At 34.8% G+C, this 25,701-nt stretch carries 23 protein-coding genes; all 23 read left to right on the top strand.

Translation table 11 applies throughout. The features are described from left to right. The first annotated feature begins 10 nt into the window (after positions 1-10). Positions 11-1,252, top strand: coding sequence for a colanic acid biosynthesis pyruvyl transferase WcaK (gene wcaK, locus ACR30L_RS18575; RefSeq protein ID WP_435235716.1), 1,242 nt, complete (start codon positions 11-13; stop codon positions 1,250-1,252). Positions 1,253-1,329: 77 nt separating this feature from the next. After that, positions 1,330-2,781 carry an oligosaccharide flippase family protein gene (locus ACR30L_RS18570; protein WP_435235715.1) on the top strand — a complete coding sequence of 484 codons (1,452 nt, stop codon included), beginning with the start codon at positions 1,330-1,332 and terminating at the stop codon, positions 2,779-2,781. A 9-nt stretch (positions 2,782-2,790) separates the two neighbouring features. Beyond that, a complete protein-coding gene (locus tag ACR30L_RS18565; RefSeq protein ID WP_435235714.1) occupies positions 2,791-4,014 on the top strand; it encodes a glycosyltransferase in 1,224 nt (407 codons plus the stop codon). A gap of 61 nt (positions 4,015-4,075) precedes the next feature. Beyond that, positions 4,076-5,233, top strand: a complete 1,158-nt coding sequence (locus tag ACR30L_RS18560) for a glycosyltransferase family 4 protein (RefSeq protein WP_435235713.1) — start codon at positions 4,076-4,078, stop codon at positions 5,231-5,233. A 24-nt stretch (positions 5,234-5,257) separates the two neighbouring features. After that, the gene (locus tag ACR30L_RS18555) at positions 5,258-6,427 is read left to right on the top strand and encodes a hypothetical protein (protein ID WP_435235712.1); all 1,170 of its coding nucleotides are present in this window, start codon (positions 5,258-5,260) and stop codon (positions 6,425-6,427) included. Positions 6,428-6,464: 37 nt separating this feature from the next. Continuing rightward, a complete protein-coding gene (locus tag ACR30L_RS18550; protein WP_435235711.1) occupies positions 6,465-7,097 on the top strand; it encodes an HAD family hydrolase in 633 nt (210 codons plus the stop codon). 310 nt (positions 7,098-7,407) lie between these two features. Beyond that, positions 7,408-8,232 (top strand): ATP-grasp fold amidoligase family protein, encoded by an 825-nt coding sequence (locus tag ACR30L_RS18545; RefSeq protein ID WP_435235710.1) that lies wholly within the window; start codon positions 7,408-7,410, stop codon positions 8,230-8,232. Further along, entirely contained in the window at positions 8,222-8,407 is a 186-nt protein-coding gene (locus ACR30L_RS18540; RefSeq protein WP_435235709.1) for a hypothetical protein, read from the top strand. Before ACR30L_RS18545 ends, ACR30L_RS18540 begins: the two co-directional genes overlap by 11 nt. 1,613 nt (positions 8,408-10,020) lie before the next feature. Then, a complete protein-coding gene (locus tag ACR30L_RS18535) occupies positions 10,021-10,899 on the top strand; it encodes a glycosyltransferase family 2 protein (RefSeq protein ID WP_435235708.1) in 879 nt (292 codons plus the stop codon). A gap of 122 nt (positions 10,900-11,021) precedes the next feature. Further along, complete coding sequence (locus ACR30L_RS18530; protein ID WP_435235707.1) at positions 11,022-11,846, top strand: glycosyltransferase; 825 nt, start codon at positions 11,022-11,024, stop codon at positions 11,844-11,846. A gap of 55 nt (positions 11,847-11,901) precedes the next feature. Beyond that, positions 11,902-12,981, top strand: a complete 1,080-nt coding sequence (gene rfbB / locus ACR30L_RS18525; protein WP_435235706.1) for a dTDP-glucose 4,6-dehydratase — start codon at positions 11,902-11,904, stop codon at positions 12,979-12,981. A gap of 105 nt (positions 12,982-13,086) precedes the next feature. Continuing rightward, positions 13,087-14,046 carry a glucose-1-phosphate thymidylyltransferase RfbA gene (gene rfbA / locus ACR30L_RS18520; protein WP_435235705.1) on the top strand — a complete coding sequence of 320 codons (960 nt, stop codon included), beginning with the start codon at positions 13,087-13,089 and terminating at the stop codon, positions 14,044-14,046. After that, positions 14,046-14,924 carry a dTDP-4-dehydrorhamnose reductase gene (rfbD, locus tag ACR30L_RS18515; protein WP_435235704.1) on the top strand — a complete coding sequence of 293 codons (879 nt, stop codon included), beginning with the start codon at positions 14,046-14,048 and terminating at the stop codon, positions 14,922-14,924. The genes rfbA and rfbD overlap by 1 nt, the downstream gene beginning before the upstream one ends. Positions 14,925-14,947: 23 nt before the next feature. After that, positions 14,948-15,493, top strand: coding sequence for a dTDP-4-dehydrorhamnose 3,5-epimerase (gene rfbC / locus ACR30L_RS18510; RefSeq protein ID WP_435235703.1), 546 nt, complete (start codon positions 14,948-14,950; stop codon positions 15,491-15,493). A 338-nt stretch (positions 15,494-15,831) separates the two neighbouring features. After that, on the top strand, positions 15,832-16,971 hold the full coding sequence (gene wecA, locus ACR30L_RS18505) for a UDP-N-acetylglucosamine--undecaprenyl-phosphate N-acetylglucosaminephosphotransferase (RefSeq protein ID WP_435235702.1): 1,140 nt from the start codon (positions 15,832-15,834) through the stop codon (positions 16,969-16,971). Between the two features lie 797 nt (positions 16,972-17,768). Then, complete coding sequence (cysD, locus tag ACR30L_RS18500; protein WP_435235701.1) at positions 17,769-18,677, top strand: sulfate adenylyltransferase subunit CysD; 909 nt, start codon at positions 17,769-17,771, stop codon at positions 18,675-18,677. A 71-nt stretch (positions 18,678-18,748) separates the two neighbouring features. Further along, positions 18,749-19,099, top strand: coding sequence for a four helix bundle protein (locus ACR30L_RS18495; RefSeq protein ID WP_435235700.1), 351 nt, complete (start codon positions 18,749-18,751; stop codon positions 19,097-19,099). 118 nt (positions 19,100-19,217) lie between these two features. Then, a complete protein-coding gene (cysN, locus tag ACR30L_RS18490) occupies positions 19,218-20,627 on the top strand; it encodes a sulfate adenylyltransferase subunit CysN (RefSeq protein ID WP_435235699.1) in 1,410 nt (469 codons plus the stop codon). A gap of 75 nt (positions 20,628-20,702) precedes the next feature. Further along, a complete protein-coding gene (locus ACR30L_RS18485) occupies positions 20,703-22,430 on the top strand; it encodes an SLC13 family permease (RefSeq protein ID WP_435235698.1) in 1,728 nt (575 codons plus the stop codon). 118 nt (positions 22,431-22,548) lie between these two features. Further along, complete coding sequence (gene cysC, locus ACR30L_RS18480) at positions 22,549-23,208, top strand: adenylyl-sulfate kinase (RefSeq protein WP_435235697.1); 660 nt, start codon at positions 22,549-22,551, stop codon at positions 23,206-23,208. After that, positions 23,205-24,158 carry a DHH family phosphoesterase gene (locus ACR30L_RS18475; RefSeq protein ID WP_435235696.1) on the top strand — a complete coding sequence of 318 codons (954 nt, stop codon included), beginning with the start codon at positions 23,205-23,207 and terminating at the stop codon, positions 24,156-24,158. Before cysC ends, ACR30L_RS18475 begins: the two co-directional genes overlap by 4 nt. 288 nt (positions 24,159-24,446) lie before the next feature. After that, positions 24,447-24,827 carry a preprotein translocase subunit SecE gene (gene secE, locus ACR30L_RS18470; protein ID WP_435235695.1) on the top strand — a complete coding sequence of 127 codons (381 nt, stop codon included), beginning with the start codon at positions 24,447-24,449 and terminating at the stop codon, positions 24,825-24,827. Positions 24,828-24,836: 9 nt separating this feature from the next. After that, a complete protein-coding gene (gene nusG, locus ACR30L_RS18465) occupies positions 24,837-25,385 on the top strand; it encodes a transcription termination/antitermination protein NusG (RefSeq protein WP_435235694.1) in 549 nt (182 codons plus the stop codon). Positions 25,386-25,701 lie beyond the last annotated feature (316 nt).

The following is a 25,701-nucleotide window of genomic DNA, read 5'->3' as shown; positions in this document are numbered from 1 at the left end:
CAGGGAAGTTATGAAAGTTTTATTAGTTGGTAATCATACATGCGGTAATCGTGGCGATGCGGCAATATTGCGAGGTTTACTGTCTGATTTAAGATCTTCAGCACCTAATTTACAGATAGATGCCATAACACGTTATCCCGTTAGCTCTTCATTTTTATTAGGGGAAACGTTACAAACAGATTTACTAGAACGTTATCATAAGCAGCGTAAAAGTCGATTAGACAGCATTTGGAAACGTTTCAGCCCTAAACTAATTCCACACCTGTTGCATTTAGCCGTACAGGGAAAGTGGAAAGGGAAGCTTCCTGAGCATATTGAGCAGCAATTAGAAAGATTAAAAGAATACGATGCTGTTATTCAGGTTGGTGGATCATTTTTTGTTGACCTTTATGGTGAAGCTCAGTTTGAGCATGCATTGTGTACTCTTTTAGCAGGTAAACCCCTTTATTTATTGGGGCATTCTGTAGGCCCATTCCAAAAGCGCAGTTTTAACCTTATTGCCAAAACAGTTTTCGCTAAGGCAAATATGATCTCTTTGCGTGAATCTGTCAGCTTATCATTGATGCAAGAAGCTAATATGCCAATTAAAAATGTGTATAAAGGCGCAGATACCGCTTGGTTAGTTAATCCGACACCAGTTGATATACCATTAGCACTTTTTCAATATGTAAATTCAAATCCCACAGTGGCTATTACGTTACGTGAACTAGCTCCATTTGATAAGCGTCTTGGTGTTACGCAGAAGGATTATGAAAAAGCCTTCGCTAATGTTGTTGATAATATTGTTAAGTTAGGATACCAGGTGTTATTTTGTTCAACTTGTACTGGTATAGATAGTTACCATAAAGATGATCGTATGGTGGCCTTGAATGTTATTAATAATGTATTAGCCAAAGAGTCTTGTCATGTGGTCATGGATGAACTGAATGATGTTGAGCTAGGTACATTACTCTCTTATTGTAAATTAACCATTGGCACTCGCTTACATAGTGCGATTATTTCAATGAATTTTAATACTCCAGCAATTGCACTTAATTATGAGCATAAATCGGAAGGGATCATGCAGCAATTAGCTCTTCCTGATTATTCTAAAGCGATTACGAGTTTGTTTGATGGCAGTTTAGATACTTCGATTGCTACATTATTGGAAAGTGATGAGATGTTACCATTGATTTCTGAACATGTTCAATCAGAGAGAGAGAGAGCTCATAAAATGGTAGAAGATATGTTGTCTTCTGTAGAGATAAAATAAATATTAAATTTTGTATCTACATTATTTGAAACTGGATTATTAAAATTTTTCAGTAAAAAGTTTATATTTGAGCTCTTATGATTAAAAATATTTTGAAATGGCAAACCATATCAAGTGTCATCATATTTGGTTTATCACTTCTTCAAGTTGCTGTATTAGCTAGAATATTAGAACTGTCAGACTTTGGTTTAGTTGCGATTGTTATGGTGGTTATTAATATATCTCAAGTTCTTTCTGATCTTGGAATGGCTAATTATCTTGTTTATAGACAAACAATCTCATCGGTATTAAATTCAACTGTTTTTTGGATTTGTTTTTTATCCGGTATTTTACTTTTCTTATTGTTGTCCTTATTAGCTCCATTTATTGCGGATATATACAAACAAGAAGCTATCTCACATCTACTTCCTCTGTCTGCAGTTGCTTTCATTCCAATTTCATTGTCTTCTCAAATGCAAGCTCGTTATATCTGTGAATTTAAATTAAATGAACTTGCTAAATTCGATATGATCTCAAAGGTATTGGGCACTGTCATTGCGGTGTGTACTGCTTATATGGGAATGGGCGCTGCTGCTATTATTTTAGGAGGTGTCTCAGCTAATGTAATGAAGTGTATCTTAATCTGGGGAAACGCTGAAAAAGTATGGAGACCTCAATTTCTATTTTCTATAGAAGAAGCGAAAAGTGCATGGAAATATGGTGTTTATCAAATTGGTTCTCAATTAATTAATCAATTCAGGGGAAATCTAGATACCTTATTGTTAGGTTTTTATATTGATAACACACAATTAGGTGCATATAACTTAGCTAAGCAACTAATACAAAAACCGGCATCTTTTATTTTACCTATAGTAAAAAAAGTTTGTTTACCTTTGCTGGCCTCTTCTCAATCAGATATGGAAAAAATGAGACTTTTGGTTAAAAAAGCACATGCGTATGTAGTCGTTTTATTGATTTTACCATACACCTTAGTTTGTTTTTTAAATGTTGATCTAGTGACCATTATGTATGGTAAAGGAAAACTTGAGGTTTCATTATTTATTGTGCCTCTTGCTTTATTTTGGGCTCTTCGTTCAATTGGTGGAGCGCTAGTTGGTCCGCTTGCACAAGGATTAGGGAAAACGAAAATTGATTTTTATTGGAATGTTTCGGTATTAGCGCTATATAGCTTACTGTGTGTCGTCTCAGCTCCTTATGGTGCTTACACTCTCGCTTGGGGACTTGCAATATTGCAAATGTTATTAATGAATATGGTGTTTGTTGTTTTTTACAAGAGGATTATTAATTTTGACTATAGATGGTACATCACTCCTATTTTAATCTTTTTTTTCTTATCGTTATTCTCTGTTTCGATTAGTGTGTTATTAGTGTCAAGTTTACCATTTGATATCATTAATTGGTTAAATATTGCGCTGGTGTCCATGTTGTCGACTGTAGGGTATTACTTATTAAGTTATCACTTTCAAGGAAATACAATTGCACTACCAACGCCATATTTTTTTTTAAAATCTAACAAAAGTTCATTGTAGGGGACAATAATGCGTATCGCTGTTTTTTCAAATACCTTTCCAGTACTTTCTGAGACGTTTGTTATTAATCAAATAGTTGGTCTGATAAAGTTAGGTGTCAAAGTCGATATTATCACTGATGAATTAATGAACTCTGGCGTTATGCACCAAAGCGTCGAAAAGTATGGATTGCTTGAACGAGTGAAACGTATTGGCTTACCATCTAAAAAAAATAAAGTAGAGCAGGTACTATTAACAGTTAGCAATGCCCTTAAATTGGTTTTGAGAGGGAAGTACTCCCAACTAATTAATGTATTATTTGACCCGTGTTTGGCTAGAGCCAAAAAGATAAATTTAATTTATGCGCTTAGTCACAATGATGGTCAAGCGGTCAACTATACAAATATTATTTGTCACTTTGGGAATAACGGTTATTACGTTTGTAAGCTTAGAGAACTAGGGCTTATTTCAGGGCCTGTCTCGACGATTTTTCATGGACAAGAGATGAGCCGCCGTAAAACTGTTAATGAAAATATCGACGCCTATAAAAAATTGTTTGTATATGGTGATTTAATGCTTCCGATAAGTGAATTATGGAGATGTAAATTAATTGAGTGGGGCTGTAAACCATCAAAAATTAAAGTGCATAGAATGGGGATTGATTTGAATGACTTTAAACTCAAGGTGACCCAATCTCCATTGTCCAGCCCTTTAAAAGTAATACAAGTTGGGCGGTTAACTGAAAAAAAAGCAATTCTTGACGCTATTAAAGCAGTTGTTTTAGCATCTCAAAAGATTGCAATCGATTTTACTATTATTGGTGATGGAGAGCTTTTTAATGCGGCTGAACAGTTAATTGTATCTTCACAAGCGAGTAATTATATTCATCTGTTAGGTAGGCAGCCTCAAGACGTAGTTAAAGATAAACTAAATGAGTCAGATGTTTTCTTATTACCAAGTGTCACAGCACAGGATGGTGATATGGAAGGAATTCCAGTCGCTTTAATGGAGGCTATGGCAAAAGGGTTAATAACCTTATCTACATATCATTCAGGTATACCTGAACTAATTGAAAATAATGTATCTGGTTTTTTAGTTGATGAGTCTCAAGTGAATCAGATTGCAAATTCACTAATAAAAATAAATGCGCTTTCAGTTCATGATCTTGAAAACCTACAAGTAAATGCAAGGCTTAAGTGTCGAGAAGAATTTAATAATGAAACACTAAACCAAAAACTTATGAAATATTATTAGTTTAGATACTTTCAAATAAAAGAATTAATATATCAGAAACCGAAATGCAAGAGGGTGTTAAGTGAAAAAAGTATTATTTGTATTCCATGATTCGAACCCTCTCAGTGGAGCTACTGCATCGATGCTTGAGGTAGTTATTGCATTAAAAAGAATGGGGAAGTATGAAATAATTGCTTTTATTCCAAACACAAAACGTGGTCTTGACAAAGTGTTGGACTCTCATGGTATTAAGTTTATTGAAGCACTTATTTATGGGGTTCGTCATAAGGCGACAGGAAAAAATATATTAGTAGAAAAATTGAAGTCAATAGCAGGTGTTGTTTTAAATTTAACTCAGGCAATTAAGCTGGTATTGAAAGGTTATAAATTCGATTTGATATATACAAATACTTCTGATGTTTATATTGGTGCATTTTTATCTAAGTTAATGGTGGCCAAGCATGTTTGGCATATTAGAGAATTTGGAGTTGAAGATCAAAATATGTCTCATCTATTCGGAGAAGCTAATTTTTATAAATTTGTTAGTTCGTCAACCAATAAAGTAGTCGTCATTTCAAATGCTTTAAAAGATAAACTAATAAATTTTAATGTACCACAAAATAAGATTGATATGATATATAATGATGTCGCCAATAAAGACTCAACCAACGAAAAATTTTTTAATACTGAGAAGATACTTTCTCTATTAATGGTAGGAACAATTAGTAATGAAAAGGGACATGAATTTATTGTTGACTGTATTGCATATATGAAATCTATTAACCTTAATGTTAAGTTAAGTATTGTTGGTGATGAGAAGACAAATTATGTTACTTACCTTAAAGAATATATTAAACGTATTAATTGTGAAGACCGAATTGAATTTCTAGGATATTCTTCTGATGTTCTTAGTATAAGAAAAAAACACGATATAGCTGTTGTTGCTTCTAAATCAGAAGCCTTTGGCCGCGTTACTATTGAAGCTATGCATTCAAAAATGACTGTGGTTGCAAGTGATTCTGGAGCAAATCCAGAGTTAATTGTGGATGGTAAAAGTGGTTTTCTATTTGACGTGGGTAATGTCAAAGAGTTTTCCAAAATAATTTCTGTTATTGAGGGAAATAGAATATTACTAAAGAGTATCGGAATGAGTGCGTATATCAGTGCAGAAAAATTTTCAAATGGCCAAGCAGCCAATAAGATAAATAAAGTGATATGTTGTACTTTGGGAGAAAGCTAAAATGCGAAGTGTAAGAAAATTACTATGATTTATTCTTTTCTCTTTGTCACTATTGCTTTCATCTTAACAAGAAATTTTCCTTTAAGTATGTTGACTCCAATATCCAATATTTGCGTATTAATATTGTCTATTATTGGGTTTATTCATTGGTTTAAAAATGAAGATAAATTTATTGGTGTTTTATTTTTAATTCTTACTTGTTTTGCTTTATATAGTGTACTGGTGCTGGGGAATGAGCCCATATTTGTTATTAGATTTTATATTATTTTAATTTCCTTATTATGTGTGCACTTTATCCCCTTTAATAGCTTGAAATCACTCAACATTGTACTCTACTTATATGTAATACAAGGTTTAGTTGTCATATCACTATCGTTATATTTGTATTTGACATGGGAAACATCAGACTATATTCCGATTCGATTATGGTTTCAGGGAAATGGGTTCGGAGATGTTTATACTTATGGCAATGGTTTTTTTCGAGTGCAGATAAAGGGAAATGCGCTTATTCCCTTTTTTGCCATGATATCGAATCACTTATATGATTTAACTAAAATAAAAAAATACAAGCGAATTGAAATATTCCTTTTAATAGCGACTATTTTTGCCGGTAATTTTATGTTTTTAATTGGCAGTGCATTTTATTATGTATGTCGGTTTATTATGAAAACAAATTACTTCAATAGAGTTAAAGGAGTTAAAAATATCTGCTTTCTTTTTCTTCTTGTTTTATTTGTACCCGTCGCGATGAATTATGCTGTCAATGTAATTGAAAGGAAATCTGCGGCGGGAGACCAATCATCCATTGGGATTCGATTCGATCAAGCCGATGTGTTATTAACGGATATGAGTAACAATGTATTCACAACGTTAACAGGTAAAGGATTGGGGCATACCCTTAAGATTGTCACGCCATCACGTGATTATACTGGTGATATTTATTTTGAAGTACAAACGCTTTATTTTTTGAATCAAACAGGTTTTGTGCTTTTAATTTTGTATATACTGGCGTTATTTTATTTATATAGACGATTTATGTACTTTGAATATTCTGGATTAATATATTTGTCCTATATAGGTTATGCAATTTCAAATCCTTATATCTTTGATACAAATCATTTGGTTGTCATTATGACATTATGTTCAATCAATCGGATAGTGAAAAATAAAAAGAGTTCAAAGCGGTCTAATTAGCATCAATTAAACTGAAATTAATAAGGAGTTGACAGTATTGCCGAGCTATAAAATTTTTGATATTTGTGGAACATTGTATAATTCAAATACGACTATGGACTTTTGTGAATGGCGTTGCGATAGTCTTATACTAAAAAGTTTATTACGTTTGTCTAAAACACTTCCATTAAAAGTTGTAAATAAAATTCTAATAAAATTATTTCACTTTGATTTTATTCGAGTGTTTCATATTTACACTTTAAAGAATAAAACTGTAGAGCAAATTAAATTAGATTCTTTAAATTTTGTTGATGCTTTTTTAGAGTTTAAAAAAATTGATGAAGTTCATGAGCAACTTGCTCGTTTTCAAAAAGAAGATATTTTATTGGTCTCCGCAACGATTGAGCCTGTAGCAAAAGCGATTGCTGAAAGACTCGGGAATATTGAATATCTATCAACAACTTTAGATTGTGATAATGAGATTTATGTAGGGAAAATATTAGAAGACTTATTAGGGAATAAACACCAATATTTTCAGGGGAAGAAGATTGATTTTATTATTACGGATAATAAAAGTGATTATGAATTATGTCTTATGTCAAAAGAAATAAATATTGTTTCTAAAGAGAAAAACGTATCTTTTTGGGAATCAAAAAAATTGAAAAACTATAAAATGATAAAGGTGCTGTAGTGTATAAATTAAAGCTTATATTTTTTTAATTATTTCGCAGATTCAACTTTGAAGTGCATCATCGCTAAGTAGCTATAACCACAATGTGTCCAGTCATTAATTTGGCTGGTGTTTTATAATTTAGCTTCCTTTTTGACCTGTCATTGAGCTTTATGATTACATCTTGAACTTCTATTCTGGTCTAATTGAACTAGATAGTTTTATTTTGGATAATATTATCCACTATCGGGGGGAATATTATCCAAAACGTCAGTACAAGATATTAACTTAGGTAAAAAAATCAACACTAAAATTTCTATTAAGGACAAAAATGCTTTTCGATAATATTTTTTCAATTTTGGTTTATGTATTTAGGCAGAAGAAAATACCAAGATTATTGACCCCAAAAACTCTAACCGACAAAATTCTTTATCTTAAATTAAGGCCTAAACATATACAGTCAAAACTTAGAAAGTTAGTTTCAGACAGAATTAAGGTTCGTGATTATGTTTCGAATCACTCAAGTGAATGTGAGCTAATTCCTCTTTTATGGACAGGGAAATCTCTAGGAATTGCTGAATGGGATGCTTTGCCAAATAAGTTTGTAATCAAGGCAAACCATGGATCAAAAATGGTGATGATAGTCGATAAGGAAATAAATGATTTTCATGAGTTATCTAAAATAACTCAGTCGTGGTTAAAATTGGATTATTATAAGAAGGGTAAAGAGTGGGTATACAAAGACTTAGATAAAGTTCTTGTAGTTGAAGAATTCATCGATTTTAATGGAGATGCGCCGCCAGATTATAAATTCTTTTGCTTAAATGGTAAGGTCCGTTTTATTCAGGTCGACTTAGATAGATATAGTGGACATAGCCGCAATCTTTACTCGAAAGAGTTTGAGTTACTTGATGTTAAATATCATTTTGATAAAGGCTATGATATAGAATCGCCGATTCTTCTTGATAGAGCGATTAAAATTGCTGAAGAACTTTCATCAGAGCTTGATTTTGTACGAGTCGATTTGTACATACTTGATAATACAATTTATTTTGGAGAGTTAACAAACTTTCCTGGTAATTGTTTAGAAAGTTTTACTCCTAATCAATTTGATTTAGATATGGGTGATTTACTGGAGCTTAAAAGTGGAAAATAAAACGAAAACCTATGTCATCCTTGTTACATATAATGCATTATATGCAGTTGTCATTAACTTATTAGCTCAAACAAATTTTATGGTTGTTTGTAATAATTCTGACTTAGAAATTATACTTTCTTTATCGGATCGCAGTAAAATTTTCAACTTTGCTGATAATTTAGGTGTTGGATAAACGCAAAGTTGGAATGAAATGGGCTTTTGAACAAGAGGCTGATTTTATTTTACAGATGTAAACACTATTGGTCATTTTGAGGCGCCTATTTTTGATCAGGGGATAAATGGTTATAACGAAACGGTGAAAAGATTGGATGAACTAAATGTTAAGTATTTAGGGATCGGGAACAAATATTTATAAGGCAAGAAAACCAGTTTTTTTAAAAGTTAATGATTTAACGATTGAGTTTTTATCTTATAATTATTATTCCACAAATTTTCAGAATAATGCTGATGAATCAGGTTTTGGTAAAGTAAAAAACTTCCAATATCAAGGATAATAAAGGTCTAAAATGTATAAATTGATATTAATTCCCTTTTACTATTTTTTAAAAACAAGATTAAAAGGAAAAATTGTAAGGCTTTCTTGGGTTTTTGTTTATTTTATACCTAGTTTCATTTTGTTTAATTTTTTCGTTCCTCTTTATGAGTTAAAAAATATATTACTTTTGGTGATTAGTATTACACTTATTAATTATATATATGAGAATGGATATATCCAAAATGATATAAAAACAACAAAAAAGGAAAAAAAACCTACGTTTAGACTTTCTGATGAAAATATGCGGTTAGTCGAGAAAAACTGGAATAAAATACTTTTGTTAAGAGGAGTTATCAGTTTACTTTTAATCACTTTATTTTACTTAGTGTCATTTGACTTTATTCTGACTTTAAAATTGTTTATGATGGTTTTTATTTTGCAGGTATTGTACTTAATCTATAATAAAATCAGGAGTATATGGAACTTTGTGTTGATATTGCCACTAAGTTATATCAGGTTTTATGGAGCTGTTTTTATATTTGTCACCTTCTCTGAATTGTTTTATTTTGTAATAATTACTCTTTTTCTATATCCGTTTTCTAAACTTCTGGAACTTACAAATTCGCCAAAATATAATTTTGAGAAAATAGATATTGGGAATGTTGATATATTTAGAATAAAATACTATTTCATTTTGTTTGTTATTTCTTTGATATTATATATTCAAACAGAAAGTTATTTTTATTTTCTATTGATCTCAACTTATTATTTTGTATATCGATTAGGTGCGTTTTTTTTACTTAAACAAAGTATCTTTATTCAAGACGAACTAGTTAGTTCTAATCCAAAAACGAGTAAAAGAGAATAGCTGTTTTATCTGCAAGCTTCTGGCAAAGTCTTGGACACATAAATGTGGATCAAAAAGCGAATATTTTCTATCTTTTAGTTATGTTTTTCGCACTATTAGGAGGTGGTGAGGACTCAATTTTGCATTCTCAATTACTCTTTTCTGACACGCTTTATTATCATTGAATTTCTCGGTGCATGATGAAAACATCATGTCTTACTTGTTTAATCAGAATAAAAAAGCTATGCCGTGCTTGGTGATGAGCTTAAAATTGAGTCTCTAGATCACCACGGTATTACTGCTGGATTTATTGAGACATCATTTCAAACGCAAGAATAACAATAACTTTGATACGGAATAAGAAAAGAGCGGTGCTTGGGTAGAATTTGGGGCACCTCTTAATGTATGATCCTTAATTTTGTCTCTGTTAGGCATTTCATTGAAAATAAAGTAGATTATAAATATGTTGAATGTCCAAGTTGTAATTGTTACTTACTTTCCTGATTTAAAGGTTGTTAGTGTTAATATAAATGAGCTTTTAAAGGATGCTTCTATATCTACCATCTATATTGTTGACAATACACCTTCCCCCTGTGATATTTCACTACTCTCTTCGGAGCGAGTGTTAGTGCATGTGTTAGGTGAAAATAAAGGTATTGCGAGTGCTCAGAACATAGGAATTAAATTAGCGTTAGCTGCCGGTGCTAATTATGTCGTTTTGTTTGATCAAGACTCTATTTTGCAATCTGATTTGGTTTCTGGCTTGTTGTCAACGATGCAAGAAGCTCAGGCCGATAAAATCAACTTAGCATGTATTGGTCCTCGCTCTTTTGATGTTTTTTCCAGGAAAGAAACGAAACCTCTTATTCAATCAGAAAAAACTATCTCTTCTGCCCTTACCATTTGCCCACAAATTATTGCTTCAGGGCAATTAATTGATGCTAATGTACTTAATGTTGTTGGTCTGATGGAAGAGTCGCTTTTTATTGATGCGGTCGATCATGAATGGTGTTGGCGTGCCAGAAAACATGGATTTCAGGTGGCGATAGCTGAAGAGGTTGTCATGGAGCATACACTAGGTGATGCTCGAGGTCGTTTTATTGGGGTTCAATATAAAATAGATTCGCCTATTCGCATGTATTATCAATTTAGAAATATATTAGTTTTAGTGCGGCGTGATTACGTACCTCTTTATTGGAAACTAAGGTGCATTGTAAGTATATTTTTTCGTTTTATTATTTTTGGTCTTATTAGAAAAGATGCCAGTATTCGTCGGAAGTATATGTGGGAAGGAATTGTAGATGGTATTAAAAAACGTACAGGATCTTATGCTTCGCGATGAAGTTTTTGTATGTCTTTAGACATAATTTAATTTTTTAGTTACAAGGATGGTTGGCTTTGATTTTTTTAAGTTTGTTTTTATTTTCAAGGAGTGAGAAATGGGTATTAGGTTTAGGTTAGATCATGCAAAAATATAATGTTGCTATTGCAATGTCTGTTTATAAATTAGATAAATGTCGTTACGTTAAGTTAGCGATAGATAGTTTGCTTAATCAAACCTATAAAAATATTCATATTTTTATAGAGGTTGATGGTCTTGTTTCTAAATCTTTAAAAGATTTACTTAGTACTTATAAAGAAAAAGATAATATCTCACTAAATTTTAATTCTCAGTGTAAAGGATTGGCTACAAGGCTTAATAGTATTATCGATAAAGTCATTATCGCAGATAAATATGATTTTATTGCTAGAATGGATGCTGATGATATTTCTTCCCCCGAGCGTATAGAAACGCAACTGCTTTTTTTATTAAAAAATTCAGAAATTTCGGTCGTTGGCTCAGATATGATTGAAATATCTGAGCTGGGGGTTGAATTGTTTTATAAAAAGATGAGTGCTACTCATGATGAACTTTTGGCTAATATAATAAAAAGGTGCCCATTGAATCATCCTTCAGTCATGTTTAGAGCTGATGTTTTTACTTCTCCCAACTTACGATATAAATCAGAGCTTATGAACACTCAAGATTATTATCTTTGGATTGATCTATTAGCTGCGGGCAAAAAGTTTGCAAATATAAATCAGCCTTTGCTTTATTTTAGGGTAAATGATCAATTTCATTCTCGTCGAGGCTTTAAAAAAGCAGTTAATGATTTTAAGTCTCGAATATATGCATTTAGACATTTAAAAGTATTATCAGTAGGCAACTTAGTCCATACCGTCTTACTGTTTCTATTGCGAATTGCTCCAAAATCAATAAAGGTAAAGGCATATAGTTACTTTAGGTGATCAATACAGAACTTAAAAATTGTAATAGCTAGTCTACGGGCTAATAGGAAAATAAATGAAATATTTAGTTACAGGCGCTGCTGGTTTTATTGGTAGTGCAGTTGTGCGCCATATTATTGAGAATACGAACGATTCGGTTGTTAGTGTAGATTGTTTGACTTATGCCGGTAATCTTGAGTCGCTTGCTATAATTTCAGATAGTAAGCGTTATAACTTTGTCCAAGCAGATATTTGTGATGTTCAAGCAATGGCGGACGTTTTTGAAAAATATCAGCCCGATGCAGTGATGCATTTGGCTGCAGAATCACATGTTGATCGTTCTATTAATGGACCTGCTGCTTTTATTCAAACTAATATTATTGGCACATTTACTTTGTTGGAAGCTTCGCGTAATTATTGGTCAAAATTATCCGCAGGTAAAAAATCTGCGTTCCGTTTTCATCATATTAGTACCGATGAAGTGTATGGCGATTTAGAAGGAACTGAAGAGCTATTTATTGAAGAAACATCTTATCAGCCTAGTTCTCCTTATTCTGCATCAAAGGCATCTAGCGACCACCTTGTTCGTGCATGGCAGCGTACTTACGGATTGCCGACTTTGGTGACGAATTGCTCAAACAACTACGGTCCTTATCATTTTCCTGAAAAGTTGATCCCACATATTATTTTAAATGCACTTGCTGGAAAACCACTGCCTGTTTATGGTGATGGTTGTCAGATCCGCGACTGGTTATATGTAGAAGATCACGCACGAGCGCTTTATAAGGTCGTAACAGAAGGTAAGGTTGGTGAAACTTATAATATTGGTGGGCATAATGAGAAGAAAAATATTGAGGTAGTTGAAACCTTGTGTGCAATTCTTGATGAATTAAAGCCTATTGCGAATAATCCTGCATTTTCATCTTCATCCATGGTCCATTATAAAGAACTGATTACCTTTGTTACTGACCGACCAGGTCATGATTTGCGTTACGCTATTGATGCATCAAAAATTGAGCGTGAATTAGGCTGGAAGCCTGAAGAGAGTTTTGATACAGGTATTCGGAAAACCGTGGCATGGTATTTGACTAATGAAAACTGGTGGAAACGTGTACTTGATGGTTCATATCAACTTGAACGAATTGGTAATGAGTAAAGAAGGATGAGTGATGGGTGATATGTAATTAGTGATGAAGTAACTGTTTATTCATTACTGCTTCTCCATAACCATATCACAAATAGTTTAAATTCAGGATTTAAAATGAAACAAACAGATATTAAAAATGAATGCGGAAAAACGTCCTCATCATCCATTACTTCTAACTCTTTACCAACCTACAAAGGTATTATTCTTGCAGGAGGTTCCGGTACTCGCCTTTATCCTATTACTCGAGGTGTATCTAAACAACTTTTACCTGTTTATGATAAACCGATGATTTATTACCCATTATCAGTATTAATGCTTGCGGGTATTAAAGATATTTTGATCATCACTACGCCTGAAGATAATGATAGCTTTAAGCGTTTATTAGGTGATGGTGGTGATTATGGCGTGAATGTTGAGTATGCAGTACAAGAAAGTCCAGATGGTTTAGCACAAGCCTTTATTATTGGTGAAAAGTTTATTGATGGTAATTGTTGCTGTTTAGTACTAGGCGATAATATTTTCTATGGGCAATCATTTACTAAAACCCTTACGAACGCAGTACAAAGACCAAGAGGGGCAACCGTATTCGGTTATCAGGTAAAAGATCCCGAGCGGTTTGGTGTGGTTGATTTTGATGAAAATATGAAAGCATTGTCAATTGAAGAGAAGCCAACACATCCCAAATCTAATTATGCAGTAACTGGCTTGTATTTTTACGATCAGCGTGTGGTGGAGTTTGCCAAGCAGGTTAAACCATCTGCTCGTGGTGAGTTAGAAATTACGAGTATTAATCAAATGTATCTTGATGATAATTCGTTAAATGTCGAGTTACTTGGGCGTGGTTTTGCTTGGCTTGATACCGGTACTCATGAAAGTTTGCATGAAGCTTCTTCATTTGTTCAAACCATTGAAAATGTACAGGGATTAAAAGTTGCTTGTCTTGAGGAGATTGCATGGCGTCAGGGTTGGCTAGCGGACAGTGATGTATTAACGGTTGCAGCACCTATGATGAAAAATGCATATGGGCAATATTTAACTCGTTTGATTACAGAAACTAAGGGTGAAGGGAAATAATGCGAGTATTAATTACAGGCGGTAACGGACAAGTTGGTTATTGCCTTACTGAGCGGCTTAATAAACAGAGCGATATTGATGTTTTATCATTAGATCTTGATGGGCTCGATATTACCGATGAATCTGCAGTGCACAAAGTTGTAAGCGAATTTGAACCAATCGTTATTATTAATGCAGCAGCGCATACTGCGGTGGATAGAGCGGAAAGCGAAATTGAACTCTCTTACGCTATCAATAAGAACGGTCCTAAATATTTAGCGGAAGCTGCTAACAAAATAGATGCTACGATTTTACATATCTCAACTGATTATGTTTTTCCTGGAGATAAAGCGGGACTTTATCAAGAAACAGATGCAACAGGTCCGCAATCTGTTTATGGCGGAAGTAAGTTAGCGGGTGAGCTAGAAGTGGTTAACGCTTGTGCTAAATATATTATTTTAAGAACGGCTTGGGTGTTTGGTGAAGTCGGTAACAATTTTATTCGAACCATGTTGCGTTTGGGTAAAGAGCGTGAAGCATTAAGCATTGTTGGCGATCAGTTCGGTGGTCCTACCTATGCGGGTGATATCGCGAATGCACTGATTGCGATTGCCACTAAAATTGAAAATAATGAAGCGGTTAAATATGGGGTATATCATTTTTCAGGTTTACCGCATGTGAGTTGGTTTGAGTTTGCACAAGCGATTTTTAATGAAGCGAAATTACATGGAATCATTGAAAAAGTGCCTGCTTTGACTTCTATCACAACGGCTGATTATCCAACACCTGCAAAACGGCCTGTTAATTCAAAATTAGCAACAGATAAAATTAGCAATACGTTTAATATTGAAGCGAGTGATTGGCAGTCAGCATTAAAAAATATTGAGCAGTATGTTTAATCACAGATAAAAAGAGTATAAAAATGAACGTAATTCATACGAATATCCCCGATGTTAAAATTATTGAACCAAGAGTTTTTGGCGATGAGCGTGGTTTCTTTTTAGAAACATTTCAGATAAACCGTTATAAAGAGTTAGTGGGGATTGATTTGCCTTTTGTGCAAGACAATCATTCTCGTTCTTCGAAAGGGGTTTTACGTGGGCTACATTTTCAAAAAACGAAACCTCAAGGTAAGCTTGTTAGAGTTGTTATGGGAAAAGTGTTTGATGTCGCCGTTGATGTTCGTAAAGACTCTGTTACTTACGGTAAGTGGGAAGGGGTTATTTTATCAGAAGATAATAAACGTCAATTTTGGATTCCACCGGGCTTTGCTCATGGTTTTGTGGTGTTATCAGAATTTGCTGATTTTGAATATAAATGCACAGATTTTTATGATCCAAGTGATGAAGGTAGTTTGAAATGGGATGATTCTGATATTGGGATTGAATGGCCATTAACCAATGAAGAACTGCGGAGCTTACAATTATCAGGTAAAGATAAAATTGCCACTGCATTTAAAGATTTATAACAAAAACTTAATTTGATAAATGAAATTATGATATTTTTTTGCTTATTCAAAATCAGTTACTCTCATAAATAGATATTAACATATTTTGATTAATGTTATCCTGCTCTTTTTTGTGATTTACCTAAACTAATTTTTATGCAGAGATTTATTGAATCTTAACAAGTTGTAAATGATGTTTTTGTAATTATTGAAATTTCTGATTGTAATAGTTGTTAGCTGAATTTGAGCTCTGTATTTATTTTCACTGTCTTTAAGGAAATTGAGGCAGGATTAAGTTCTGTTTAGTTTTATTGTAGAATTAGCACAAATATTTCTCGATAGGGATATGGTTTTTTAGAATGTTTATTGCATTTATTATTTTTATAGCATTTTTTAGTTCATTTTTAGCAATTGTTCTATTGAGGCCTTTTGCCATTAAAATAGCTTTAGTTGATAAGCCGTGTATTCGCAAAAGACATAAAGGGAATATTCCCCTTATTGGTGGGATTTCGGTTTATGCGGGGGTATTAACTTCTTCTTTAGTTATTCTTATTTTTTCACCTAACCATGTTGCACAGTTATCTACTTACCTTTTGGCTTCATTACTAATGGTTCTTACCGGTACTTTGGATGACCGTTTTGATTTGAGTGTCAGGGTGCGTATTATTGTTCAGGTGATAATTGCGTCTATTATGATGTTTGTTGCAGGAAATGCAATTTTTAGTGTAGGGGATCTTTTATCTTTTGGTGATATTTCACTTTGGTATTTTTCTTATCCATTTACTGTGATTGCAGTTTTAGGTGCAATAAATGCTTATAATATGGTAGATGGTATAGATGGTTTGATTGGTGGGATTGGTATTTCGACGTTTACTACTTTAGCTATTTTGTTCTTTTCCTCTGGTGATACAGATTATGCTGTTTTTAGTTTGTTGTGTGTTGCAGTTTTAGCCCCTTATTTGATTTATAATTTGCAACTATTTTTTTTTAGCCATAAGAAAATATTTATGGGTGATGCTGGAAGTATGTTTATTGGTTTTACTGTAGTTTGGTTATTAGCTATTGGAAGTCAAAAACATAGTTCGGGTCTAACAACAGATACATCTTCTTTCTCTCCTGTTGCTGCATTGTGGATTGTTGCTTTGCCGTTAATGGATATGGCTGCAATTATGATGCGTAGAATGAAAAAAGGGTTTTCTCCTTTCCAAGCTGATCGTGATCACCTACATCATATATTTATGAGAGCCGGATTTAGCTCACGTGAAACACTGGTTATTATTACAATTTTCTCATTTCTGCTGAGTTCGATTGGTGTTGTTACTACTGCATACAGTGTTCCAGATTGGATTCAACTCCTTGCATTTGTTGTTTTATTTTTATTGTATAAGAAGTCTATTACACATATTTGGGTACTTGTTTCTGTTTATCGTATGGGTAATGCTTATAAACGGCTTGCTAGAAAGAATCATAGAAAGAACAAGCACGGATATAAATACTAGCTATTGTCGAGTTGTAAATATAATTATGGTTATTCATCGGATAAATGGGGGTGGGATTGTTTTTAGAGATAATGATGAATATTCAAACTAGACGTAGTAAGTATGATATTTATATTATCGTGTAATAAACGTGATGTAGTTTACTAAATTCAGTCACACTAGTTAACCTGAGTTCGGGTTAGTGCATTGCCATCAGCCCTGCCTTTTTTCTGCCTTTGTAATATTTAGACATAGCTTATTGGCTTAAGATAATACGCCACTAATTTTCTTAATAAATTCAATATAAAGCGATGTAAACTGCGGTGGCTAGAATATTCTAATTGAGAATTTTTTTAGTTGATCATTAATTATTTCGATAATAGGTAGCTTTGATAAGATGATAGCGCAGAAAACGTTGGGATAATCAGATGGTTTGCTTTAAATATTTATTAACTTCACCTGAGTAAAATCAGTATGTGAAGAAAACTGAAATAAGCGGGTTACTCCGTCCTATAAATTCATGAATGATGGTTAAGAAAAAGGCAAAGTATGCGTTTTGCCTGATCAGCATCTAACTTAGTTTGTAATTTCTTGACATATGTTAGAAGTCCATATTATCCCCTTAGCTCTTCATTATTTCATAGAAATAACATACCGCTAAAAAATCTGATGTAAAGATTGTTTCCGCTGTAATAACTTTCCGTTATAACTAAGAATAAATCATTCCCTCCCTCTTTTTCATTTAATATTAACTGCAACAACAAATTGATGCATAATGATCCATCACAAATAAGTCATGTGTAATCGAAGGACAAATCATGAGTAAAAATAGATTAACCCATTTGAAAGCGTTAGAAGCTGAGTCAATTCAAATTATGCGTGAAGTGGCCGCTGAATTTGATAATCCAGTTATGCTTTATTCAATTGGTAAAGATTCCTCTGTTTTACTGCACCTTGCACGTAAAGCTTTTTACCCTGGTAAAATTCCATTTCCGCTACTCCACGTAGATACGAATTGGAAATTTAAGGAAATGATTAAATTTCGAGATAATCTATCTGAAAAATATGATTTTGATTTAATTGTTCATAAAAATCCTGAAGGCTTGGAAATGAATATCAGCCCGTTTGTACACGGTAGTGCAAAACACACTGATATAATGAAGACGCAAGGCTTAAAACAAGCGCTCGATAAATACGGTTTTGATGCTGCTTTTGGTGGCGCGCGTCGTGATGAAGAAAAATCTCGCGCGAAGGAACGTGTTTATTCGTTCCGCGATAAAAATCACCGTTGGGATCCAAAAAATCAACGTCCAGAATTATGGAATATTTATAATTCTAAGGTTGACCGTGGCGAAAGCATCCGTGTATTCCCGCTGTCAAATTGGACTGAGTTAGATATATGGCAGTACATTTATCAAGAAGAAATTGAAATGGTACCGCTTTACTTTGCTGCTGAACGTCCTGTAGTAAAACGCGACGGTACGTTAATTATGGTTGACGATGAGCGTATGCCACTTGAAGAAGGCGAAGTACCTGAAATGAAAAAGGTACGTTTCCGTACGCTAGGCTGTTACCCATTAACGGGCGCCATTGAGTCAGAAGCGACAACGTTACCTGAAATTATTCAAGAAATGCTCTTAACCACTACGTCAGAACGCCAAGGGCGAGTTATTGATAATGACTCAGCGGGTTCGATGGAGAAGAAAAAAATGGAAGGGTATTTCTAACTTCGAGTTACGGGCTAATAGCTTCGAAATTCAAAACACTAGCTTATAGCTTAACATTAAGGGGCTTAATAATGAGATATGAGCGTTTAGATGTTTGGAAACGTAGTTTTCGTTTAAGCGTTAATATCCACCAATTATTTGCTGACAACAAAAACTTTGGTTTTAAAGACCAAATATGTCGATCAAGCTTATCTGTTCCGAGTAATATTGCTGAAGGTTTAGAGCGAGATACAGAAAGAGATAAAGCTAGATTTATTGTTATTGCAAAAGGTTCACTTGGAGAGCTTAAAACGCAAATAATGATTGCAATTGAAATTGGTTACATACCTGTTCAACTTGGTGAAACGTTAAGTGTTGAATGTGAAGAGCTTTCTCGGATGCTCGGCAGTTTAATTAAAAAAATTAGAATGAACATTGAGTAGCCGTACCGTTAAAATTAAGCGATAGGTTATTAATGTTCGAAGCTAGAAGCTCGTATCTCGTAGCTAGTATTTTCAGCTCAATGCTTCTAACTTTAAATTTATTGAGTAAGGGTTTTTAATGACAGCAGATACAAATTTAATCGCGTCTGATATTGAAGAATATCTACGTGTTCATGAAAATAAAGATCTTATGCGTTTTATCACTTGTGGTAGCGTGGATGATGGGAAATCTACTTTAATCGGTCGTTTACTATTTGATAGCAAAATGATTTTTGAAGATCAGATGGCTGCTATCGAAAAAGATTCTAAGAAATTTAATACGACTAATGAAGATTTTGATTTAGCATTGTTGGTCGATGGTTTGCAATCTGAACGTGAGCAGGGCATTACGATTGATGTTGCTTACCGTTATTTTGCGACTGAACAACGTAAATTTATTATTGCTGACACCCCCGGGCATGAACAATATACACGTAATATGGCAACCGGTGCTTCTACCTGTGATTTGGCTATTATTTTGATTGATGCTCGTCATGGTGTACAAGTGCAAACACGTCGTCATTCATATATTTGTTCATTATTAGGTATTAAGCATGTGATTATTGCCGTGAACAAAATGGATGCGGTCAATTACGATCAAGCCGTTTATCAAAAAATCAAAGCAGATTACCGTGAGTTTGCTGAACAACTGAATATTGAAGATGTACGTTTTGTGCCGATTTCTGCATTGAAAGGCGATAATGTTGTGAATGAAAGTGCCAATATGACTTGGTATCCTGGTTCGCCATTACTGCGTTTGTTAAATACAGTTCAAATTAGCTCGCACGATAACAGCCAATTCCGTTTACCTGTTCAATACGTTAATCGTCCTAACCTAGATTTTCGTGGTTTCGCAGGGACAATTGCTGGTGGTGAGATTCGTGTTGGCGATACTATCGAAGCACTACCATCGGGCAAGCAAAGTAAAGTAAAATCAATCGTTACCTTTGATGGTGATATTGAAACTGCCTTTGAAGGTATGGCAATTACATTAACACTAGAAGATGAAATTGATATCAGCCGTGGCGATATGATTGTACGTCCGCATGAAAAGCCACAATCCACTAAAAACTTTGCAGCTGAAGTGGTTTGGATGGATGAAAATGTTTTACAGGTTGATCGTGAATACATTATCAAAGTTGGGCCTCACTCCACCTTTGGGTCTGCCGTTGCCATTGATTATAAAGTTGATGTGAACACCATGGAAAAAATGGATGCTTCACAGCTCGCACTTAATGAAATTGGTAGCTGTCACTTCGAGGTGGCTGAAGCTGTTCAATTTGATGCTTATAGTGATAACCGTTCAACTGGTGCATTTATTATTATCGACCGATTAACCAATGCTACCGTTGGCGCGGGTATGATAAGTGGTTCCGTTGACGCCATTGCTAAAAGCGAACATAAATACAGTGAATTCGAAGTTGAATTTAACGCATTAGTCCGTAAGCATTTCCCACACTGGGAAGCGAAAGATATTCTTAAAGGATAAATAAGCGACGGACTACGAGTTGCGAGCTTCTAAATTTTTGCTCGTAGCTCGTATCGTTTTGCTTTAGGGCTATCTATGACTGCTCAATCTATTTTTGTTCTAATGGTGTTTGTTGGGACAATTATTGGCTTAATTAAATATCAGCAGCGTCCAAGTTTAGTGTTTGGTGTCACGCTGCTGATTTTGTATGCCTCGAATATGGTCACGACGGAACAAGTGTTACGAAGTATTTCCAATCAAGGTCTAGTCACCTTAATATTACTACTGCTTTGCTCTTTGGCATTAGAGAAAACGCATTTCTTAAGGGTGATTGCGACCCATATTATCCAAAAAAGTTATAATGGCACCTGGTGGCGATTATTTGGATTTACAATATTTTCTTCTGCATTACTTAATAATACTGCGGTTGTTTCAACGATGTTGGCACCGATACGCAACAATCGATATCATCATGCAAGTAAACTGCTTCTTCCTCTTTCCTATGCGGCTGTGCTTGGCGGTACGTTAACCCTGATTGGCACTTCAACAAACTTGATTGTGAACAGTTTAGTACTGGATGCAGGCTTGCCTTCATTGCATTTTTTTGATTTCACCCTAGTCGGCTCTTGTTTAGTGATTGTCTGTGGTTTGTGCCTATGGTTTTTATCACGCTTTTTACCTGAATATAAAGCAGACTCTGAATTAAGAGAGTCTTATTTTATTGATGCAACAGTGACGGAAGACTCGAGTTTAATTGGTCGAACCATTGAAGATAATGGATTACGTAATTTAACCTCTTTGTTCCTTGTCGAAGTTGTTAGGGGAAATCATTTAATCAGTCCCGTTGCCCCTACTGAAGTATTACAGGTAAAAGATCGACTTGTTTTTAGTGGTGACGTGACCAAAGTTAAGCAGCTAAATCAAATTTCAGGATTATCCTTATTCGCCCATGATCAAGGTTTATTATTAGATAATTTAACCGAAGTGGTTATCCGTCCAGAAAGTGTATTACTTGGTAAAACCTTAAAACGAGCTGGATTTCGTGCATTATTTGATGCAGCGGTTGTCGCAGTGAAACGCGATGGTGAAAAAGTGTCGGGTAAATTAGGTGATCTGGTTTTAAAAGCCGGTGATTATCTCGTGTTGGCTGCCGGTGATGACTTTCGGTCACGTCGTAATATTAGTAAGAATTTTATTTTAGTGAGTGGCGTCGAGCTTGACTCAATGCTTAGCGGGGCGAGGGCATTATTGTCTATTGTCGGTTTTTTTGTCGCCGTTGCCTGTGCCGCCTTTGGTATCTTTAGCTTATTCAAGGGAATGGTTATTTTTCTCGGCGTGTTGTTAATTAGTCGTTGTTTAACCCCCGGTGAGTTGATGCGTCGTTTGCCAACAGATATTTGGTTGATTATTTCATCGGCGTTGTTGCTCTCCTATGCGTTAAATAATAGTGGTTTACTTGAGCAAGTTGAACTACTCGCCGTAGATTATACCGATAGCATTTCACCATTAATGGCATTGGTTGTTGTTTATCTATTAACTTGGCTATTAACTGAATTAGTGACTAATAATGCGGCTGCTGCATTAATATTTCCGATTGCTTATGGTTTTGCGATTACTTTAGACGCTAATCCCATGGCTTTTATTATGACAGTTGCCTTTGGTGCAAGTGCAAGCTTTATTAGCCCCTATGGTTATCAAACCAACTTAATGGTATTTAATGCCGGTAGCTATAAGTTAAGTGATTTTGTGAAAATCGGATTACCAATAAGTCTTGTTTATGGCGTAGTTGCAATTACTGCTATTACGTTTGTGTTTGGATTGTAAAAAGCAGCGATCAGTTTTCAGCGGTCAGCTATCAGTTTTAACCCCGCGTATCGGCAATAAGGTGGTTTTTAACTGACAGCTGATAGCTAATGGCTGATAGCTGTACTTAAGGAAATTTATGTCTACCCCGTATATTGATAAAGAAGATCATGTTGAAAAATCTTCTGATGTTGTTTGGCATCTTGCTAGTGTCTCCCATGAAGACCACGTGAAATTAAATGGCCATAAACCTGCTGTGCTTTGGTTTACAGGTTTAAGCGGTTCAGGTAAATCAACCGTAGCGAATGCTGTTGATTTAATGTTGCATCAATTAGGTGCTAAAACCTATGTGCTTGATGGGGATAATGTTCGCCACGGGTTAAATAATGATTTAGGTTTTTCTGATGTCGATCGTATTGAGAATATTCGTCGTATTGGCGAAGTTTCAAAACTGTTTGTCGATGCGGGCTTGTTAGTTTCAACAGCTTTTATTTCACCCTTTGTTGCCGACCGAGAGATGGTTCGAGCTCAACTTAAAGCAGGGGAGTTTGTTGAGGTATTTATTGATACACCATTAGCAGTGTGTGAATCTCGTGATCCTAAAGGCCTTTATAAAAAAGCACGCGCAGGTGAAATTAAAAACTTTACGGGCATCGATTCTGCTTATGAGTTACCAAAGTCACCTGAAATCCATGTTGAAACAGCGAATAAGACGATTGAAGCGTGTGCTAAACAAGTCGTGGAATACTTAAAGAGTAAAGGGTATTTAACGGTAAAAGGGAGTAAAGATATTTTATGATTTATGATGTTTTTAATGGTGATGCTGACGGTATTATCGCTTTACTTCAATTGCGTTTAGCAGAGCCTCTCGATACCACTTTAATTACGGGTGTAAAACGCAATATTCAATTACTTGCACAAATCGATGTACAACCTGATGATGTGATTACTGTGCTTGATGTGTCCATGGAAAAGAATATGCCAGCTTTGGTCTCTGCTTTAGAAGTTGGTGCTGAAGTATTTTATGCGGATCATCATCGTAGTGGGGCAATTCCTGATAATAGTAATTTACAGGCGCATATCGACCTTGATGCTAACACCTGTACAGCACTGATTATTGATAAATTATTAGATGGTCAATTTCATGAGTGGGCAATCACCGCTGCATATGGGGATAATTTAATTGCCAAAGCAGATCAGTTATCAAAAGATTCTGGTATTGCTGAAGATAAAGCCGCTTTGTTAAAGGAGCTCGGGACATTAATTAATTACAATGGTTACGGCGCAAAAATCGATGATTTGCATTATGATCCTGCTGAATTATATAAAGCGTTAATGCAGTATTCTTCTCCATTTCAAGCGATAGCGGATCAAAACTCCCCCTATTATGTGCTACAAAAAGCACACCAGCAGGATATGGATAATGCATTGTCGGTAGAGGCTAAACATCTAACCAATAAATTAGGATTATTTGAGTTGCCTAACGCGCCATGGGCTCGTCGCATAAGTGGTGTTTATGGTAATTTATTAGCTAATCAAGCACCTGATTCAGCACATGCCGTGCTTACATTGAATAAAGACGCGACTTATATGGTGTCGTTACGAGCGCCATTGAATAATAAACAAGGTGCTGGCGATATTTGTAGTCAGTTTGAAACGGGCGGTGGTCGAGCGGCTGCAGCTGGTATAAATGCATTGCCAGCAGCTGATTTACAGCGTTTTATTGATTTGGTTGAAGGCACATACTAGTCAGCAGTTTCTAGCTAGAAGTTTCGAACCGCGAAGTTCGAAGCTCATAGCTCGGAGCTAAGCGTTGACAGCTTCTCTTCTTTTTTGTAAAAAATCGTGATTATCGCGTTACAAATCGTCTAAAAATCCTTATACTTAGCTGCTTTATTTTTTGGTGTCAATGATCAAGACCTTTGGCCGTGTTGTTGATACCCTTACTTTCTCTCTTTTAAAAGCGAGATTGTTTTACCGAACCTGACAAGGTGTTTGGTCGGTACTATTAATTTTTAACAGTGGAAACAATTAGTTATGAGCACAATGAAAACTGAAAAAACCACAAGTTCGTTAGACGGACTTAAATGGGGCGTAACAATTTTATTATTAGCAGCTATTGTTGTTGGTAATTATCTCTATGGCGAAAGTCTACATATTGTAGCTCGAGTTGCTGTGCTTCTGGTTTTAGCTGCACTTGCTCTGTTTTCAGCTGCAATGACAGAAAAAGGTAAAACATTTACGGAATTCGCGAAAGAGTCACGTTTAGAAGTTCGTAAAGTCGTGTGGCCAACACGTCAAGAAACAGTACAAACTACATTAATTATTCTTGCAGTCTCAACTATCGTCGGTTTGGTTCTGTGGGGACTTGATGGTATTTTTGTACGTATTGTTTCTTTTATTACTACATCAATTTAAGGGTTTAATATGTCAGAAGAAGTACAAAAAAAGAGATGGTATGTTGTTCAAGCTTTTTCAGGTTATGAAGGGCGTGTACAAAAAACCTTAATTGAGCATATTAAATTAAACGAAATGGAAGATTTTTTCGGTGAGATTCTTGTTCCAACTGAAGAAGTTGTTGAGATGCGTGCCGGTCAAAAACGTAAAAGTGAACGTAAATTCTTCCCTGGTTATGTGTTAGTTGAAATGGCGATGAACGATCAAAGCTGGCATTTAGTGAAAAGTATTGATCGTGTAATGGGCTTTATTGGCGGTACTGCTGAGCGTCCAGCACCTATTTCTCAAAAAGAAGTAGACAATATTCTTAATCGTCTGCAAGAGTCTCATGATTCTCCACGTCCAAGAACATTGTTCGAAGCAGGTCAGGTTGTCCGTGTCATTGAAGGGCCATTTGCGGACTTTAACGGAACCGTTGAAAGTGTGGATTACGAGAAGAGTCGTTTGAAAGTGTCTGTTTCTATCTTCGGTCGTGCAACACCGGTTGATTTAGAATTTTCGCAAGTAGAGAAAGACTAAAATAGCTTCGAGTGGCGAGCTTCTAGCTTCGAAAGGGTAAAAGATCGTTTCGTGATGCATAAAGTAGCTTGGGTATCAGTTGGTTTTCGTAGCTCGCGGCTCGTAGTTAGCAGCTTGTTTAAAAAAACTACAAAAGAGCTTGTTAGGGCGGTGAATTATGGTTATAATTCGCCGCCCTTTTTATTTGAAGAAATCGTTTTTTGGATGTTTTTTTCAAATAGATTTAATTGGATATTTAGGTACCCAGTAAAAAATTTTTAATCGGGAAGCTAATTCATTCGGGATTAGCGTTACACCCAAACAAAGGTAGTAAAAT

The sequence above is a fragment of the Psychromonas saccharinae genome (assembly GCF_051201515.1).
Taxonomy (GTDB): Bacteria; Pseudomonadota; Gammaproteobacteria; order Enterobacterales; family Psychromonadaceae; genus Psychromonas.
Note: the sequence above shows the minus strand (reverse complement) of the source record. Positions and strands in the feature narration are given on the sequence as shown.

What these genes read in the sequence shown, in the direction of transcription:
- wcaK (WP_435235716.1), top strand. Translation starts at nt 11, where the DNA reads ATGAAAGTTTTATTAGTTGGTAATCATACATGCGGTAATCGTGGCGAT.
- ACR30L_RS18570 (WP_435235715.1), top strand. Translation starts at nt 1,330, where the DNA reads ATGATTAAAAATATTTTGAAATGGCAAACCATATCAAGTGTCATCATA.
- ACR30L_RS18565 (WP_435235714.1), top strand. Translation starts at nt 2,791, where the DNA reads ATGCGTATCGCTGTTTTTTCAAATACCTTTCCAGTACTTTCTGAGACG.
- ACR30L_RS18555 (WP_435235712.1), top strand. Translation starts at nt 5,258, where the DNA reads ATGATTTATTCTTTTCTCTTTGTCACTATTGCTTTCATCTTAACAAGA.
- ACR30L_RS18545 (WP_435235710.1), top strand. Translation starts at nt 7,408, where the DNA reads ATGCTTTTCGATAATATTTTTTCAATTTTGGTTTATGTATTTAGGCAG.
- ACR30L_RS18535 (WP_435235708.1), top strand. Translation starts at nt 10,021, where the DNA reads ATGTTGAATGTCCAAGTTGTAATTGTTACTTACTTTCCTGATTTAAAG.
- ACR30L_RS18530 (WP_435235707.1), top strand. Translation starts at nt 11,022, where the DNA reads ATGCAAAAATATAATGTTGCTATTGCAATGTCTGTTTATAAATTAGAT.
- rfbB (WP_435235706.1), top strand. Translation starts at nt 11,902, where the DNA reads ATGAAATATTTAGTTACAGGCGCTGCTGGTTTTATTGGTAGTGCAGTT.
- rfbA (WP_435235705.1), top strand. Translation starts at nt 13,087, where the DNA reads ATGAAACAAACAGATATTAAAAATGAATGCGGAAAAACGTCCTCATCA.
- rfbD (WP_435235704.1), top strand. Translation starts at nt 14,046, where the DNA reads ATGCGAGTATTAATTACAGGCGGTAACGGACAAGTTGGTTATTGCCTT.
- rfbC (WP_435235703.1), top strand. Translation starts at nt 14,948, where the DNA reads ATGAACGTAATTCATACGAATATCCCCGATGTTAAAATTATTGAACCA.
- wecA (WP_435235702.1), top strand. Translation starts at nt 15,832, where the DNA reads ATGTTTATTGCATTTATTATTTTTATAGCATTTTTTAGTTCATTTTTA.
- cysD (WP_435235701.1), top strand. Translation starts at nt 17,769, where the DNA reads ATGAGTAAAAATAGATTAACCCATTTGAAAGCGTTAGAAGCTGAGTCA.
- ACR30L_RS18495 (WP_435235700.1), top strand. Translation starts at nt 18,749, where the DNA reads ATGAGATATGAGCGTTTAGATGTTTGGAAACGTAGTTTTCGTTTAAGC.
- cysN (WP_435235699.1), top strand. Translation starts at nt 19,218, where the DNA reads ATGACAGCAGATACAAATTTAATCGCGTCTGATATTGAAGAATATCTA.
- ACR30L_RS18485 (WP_435235698.1), top strand. Translation starts at nt 20,703, where the DNA reads ATGACTGCTCAATCTATTTTTGTTCTAATGGTGTTTGTTGGGACAATT.
- cysC (WP_435235697.1), top strand. Translation starts at nt 22,549, where the DNA reads ATGTCTACCCCGTATATTGATAAAGAAGATCATGTTGAAAAATCTTCT.
- ACR30L_RS18475 (WP_435235696.1), top strand. Translation starts at nt 23,205, where the DNA reads ATGATTTATGATGTTTTTAATGGTGATGCTGACGGTATTATCGCTTTA.
- secE (WP_435235695.1), top strand. Translation starts at nt 24,447, where the DNA reads ATGAGCACAATGAAAACTGAAAAAACCACAAGTTCGTTAGACGGACTT.
- nusG (WP_435235694.1), top strand. Translation starts at nt 24,837, where the DNA reads ATGTCAGAAGAAGTACAAAAAAAGAGATGGTATGTTGTTCAAGCTTTT.